Source organism: Clavibacter sp. MX14-G9D (assembly GCF_032917815.1).
GTDB classification, from domain to species: Bacteria; Actinomycetota; Actinomycetes; order Actinomycetales; family Microbacteriaceae; genus Clavibacter; species Clavibacter michiganensis_K.
In genome coordinates, this window is the sequence record NZ_JAVCVL010000292.1 from 1 (window position 1) to 2,633 (window position 2,633).

Here is a 2,633-nt window from a genome sequence, read left to right on the forward strand (position 1 = left end):
GGGGCCCCCTGGCCCCCCCCCCCCCGGCGGGGGGGGGCCCCGGGGGGGGGGGGGGGGGGGGCCCGGAAGGGGGGGGTCCCCGGGGGCGCGCCGTCCCCGCCGCGCGGGGTCCGGACGGCGGCCGCGCGGCGCTCCGCCCGACGCGCGCGCAGGGCGGTGATCGTCTCGTGCGCGGTCGGGGCGGCGTCCCGCTCGAGGTCCGCGATGCGGGTCGCGTACTGCCCGGCGTCCTCGGTCGTGACGTAGCGGTGGTAGAGCACGGCGGTGCCGGCGACGGGCTCGCCGGGTCGGGACGCGTCGATCGCCGACTCCGTCGCCGTGATGGCCCAGAAGGCGTCGAGGGGGAGGGACGCGAAGCGGAGGGATCCGTCGGCGCGACGGTCGCCGGTGCGGGCGGACCCGGATCCGGTGCGACCCGCCAGGACGATGCGGCCGGGCGGCGGGCCCACCCGGAACGTCGGCGCCCGCAGCGGCCAGAGCGGCACGACCGCCTTCAGGCCGCCGAGCTCGGCGTCCTCGAGGCTGCGCGCCTCGGCCTCCCGGATGTTCCGGAACCGCTCGGCGACGCGGTCGGGCGTCTCCTCGACGGTCACGCCCGACTCGGAGATGCGCACCGGCACGACCGCGCGCTGGAACGAGCCGCGCATGGCGATGCGCGTCGTGACGAGGTTGAGGACCCACAGCGCGACGAGCGGGATCAGCACGCCCAGCAGGATGAGGCCGAGCGTCAGGCCGACCACCGCGCCCACGTTCACGGGGAAGGTCGAGCGGAACCCCACCGGCACGTCCTGCGGCACGGCGTCGCCCGCGCCCGAGGCCACGGACAGCGGGAGGGTCGCGGAGACGTCCGCGTCGGCGGGGGTGGGGTTCGCGGCGGTGACGGACAGCACGGTGCTGCCGCCCTGCGGCACCGTCACGCAGTCGTCCGCGGAGAGAGCGGTGCCGTCGGCGGCGGTGACCGTCCAGGCGAACGTGCCGGCGCGGTCGGCGTTGTCGCTCGTGATGGCGGGCTGTCCCGTCAGGCACACGGTGCCGTCGCCGCCCTCGGTCGGTCCCGTGAGCGTGAGCTCGCCCGTGGCGAGGCCGTCGGCGCCCTCGAGGTCGGTGAGCCGCAGCGATCCGGCCGCGCTCGGGAACTGCCCGGGCAGGACCGTGCGGATGCGCTGCTGGGTCGTGACCGGGGCCAGCTGGACCGCGTGCGGCGAGGTGACGAGCGGATCCAGCGACGCGGTGACGAGGAGCTCCGACGCGCCCACGTCGGCGGGCAGCGGCAGAGTGACGGCGCCGGACGCCGCGTCGACCGCGGCGCCGGCGAGGGGCGCGGTCACGCCGTCGACCGTGTAGCTGCCCGAGAACGCGGCCGTCTCGAAGGCGCGGAGGTCCGCCGGGCGGCCGTCGGCGCGCTCCACGCGGGCGGAGAGCGTGGCCTCGAGCGAGCCGTCGGCGCTCCGGGTCACCTCGTTGGCGTCGTCGAAGACGATGCGCAGGTCGCTGAAGAAGTAGACGTCCTCGACGCCGTCGGCGGTCAGCCGCCACTGGCCGGCGAGGGCGGGATCGGAGGCGTCGACCTCCACCAGGCGGGCGCCCGACGACTGCCGCACGGTCACCCCGGCGGGGAGGTCCGCCTCGGTGACGGTGCCGAGGCCGGAGCCGCCCGGGGCCTCGAGGGACCAGCCGTCGTCGGCCACGACGATCTGCACGCGGGAGACGCCCGCGTCGATCCAGAAGGAGCCGTCGGCGGCGAGCGGCTGCGGGTAGCCGCCCGCGATGCGGCTGCCGAGCTGGAGGAACACGGCGGCGAGCGCGTCCGGGTCGGAGGCGTCGACGACGGCGCCGCGCACGGCGCCCTCGGGCGCCTCGGGCGGGCCGCACGCCACGGTCGACCCCTGGTACGGCCCGGATCCCTCCACGAGCGGGTACATCACCGCGGCCTGGTCCCGCGCGGCCCCGTCGGCGAGGAGGGTGCCGATCACGACGACGCCCGACTGGCGGAGCGCGGCGAGGAGGCCGTAGCCCTGGGGTGCGGCGCCCGAGGAGATGGGCCGTCCGCAGAGCGCGTTCACGGCGTCGGCGGTGGCGGACGCGTTCCCGAGGTCGATCCGGCCGTCCGTCATCCACAGCACCAGCTGGCACGCGGATCCGGCGCTCGGCTGGTCCTGCAGCTGCGCCTGCACGCCCTGCAGCGCCGCCAGCCAGTCGGTGTCGCCCGTGGGCCGCTTGTCGCGGATGGTCTCGCGGAGCCGGTCGGGGCTCTGGTCGTCGTACGCGGTCCAGTCGACGGCCGGCTGGAAGGCGGAGCTGAAGAACGCGGCGCCCCAGTTGACCGTGAGGTCGTCGCCGAGCGCCCCCAGCTCGGCGAGGCTGCCGCCGAGGATGTCGGCGCGGGCGACGTCCGGGTCGGAGCCGCGCCCGGTGGCGCCGCCGGAGCTGAGCGAGCCCGAGTTGTCGACCAGGTAGTAGACGTTGAGGACGTCCGAGGAGGCGAGGCACGTGCGGAGGTCGTCGATGGCGCCGCGGCCGGTGTCGGAGAGCCCGGTCGCGCTCCCGCCGGCGGTGGCCTGCACGGCCGCGGTGGCGGCGGCGGTCCCCCGCGCCATCGCCCCGGCCGTCTCCGTGGCGGAGGCGGCGGCGCC

The 2,633-nt window shown here is 77.4% G+C and carries 1 protein-coding gene; it reads right to left on the reverse strand.

Annotated elements, in window-relative coordinates:
• Positions 1-2,597 (reverse strand): hypothetical protein (locus tag Q6969_RS14825; protein ID WP_317231130.1); only part of this gene is annotated, 2,597 nt, incomplete at its 3' end.
• Positions 2,598-2,633: the final 36 nt, after the last annotated feature.